The organism is Sinorhizobium sp. P24N7 (assembly GCF_042436655.1).
GTDB classification, from domain to species: Bacteria; Pseudomonadota; Alphaproteobacteria; order Rhizobiales; family Rhizobiaceae; genus Sinorhizobium; species Sinorhizobium meliloti_A.
In genome coordinates this window covers 1-466 of the sequence record NZ_JBHMIW010000121.1, presented here as the reverse complement: position 1 = coordinate 466, position 466 = coordinate 1, and the positions used below count along the sequence as shown (strand labels likewise).

The following is a 466-nucleotide window of genomic DNA, read 5'->3' as shown; positions in this document are numbered from 1 at the left end:
GACCGCGCGGATCTGCCGGAGAGGTTGCCGGACGACGAGGAAATTACCGTCACTGCCCGGTCGGACTTTTCCCGAGTGAGGCGAGAGCAGTCGGCCCAGGAGGCGCAATCGCAGCCGGCGCCAGCGCGGCAGCCACAGCCGGACCATAACCCGGAGTTGAAGGCGATCGAGGCGCAAATGGCGGCACAGCGCAGTCGGGAGCGTGATGACGACGATCGCGAGCGGTAAGCTCGCCCACCGGCTCTTTAAGCTGCAAGAGCCATCCGTGAGCAGAAGGCGCCGATGTTCTGCGCCCTCTCCTTCCGTTCGGTGATTTGACGGACAAGCTACGATAGCCCCTCCCCCGCGCAACCGCTGGCGCGGTCCTCCACTCTGTTGCGGCCCTTCGGGTGCATGGGCTCACTTCGGCTATCTCCGTTTTTTGCCGTCAACCAACGGAAGGAGACGGCAATGCAGAGCATCAAGG

General features: G+C 63.9%; 1 pseudogene. It reads left to right on the top strand.

Annotated features, from left to right (window positions below):
- Nucleotides 1-228: pseudogene (locus ACFHWW_RS34240) on the top strand (cell filamentation protein Fic); the annotation flags it as partial.
- Between the last annotated feature and the right edge of the window lie 238 nt (nucleotides 229-466).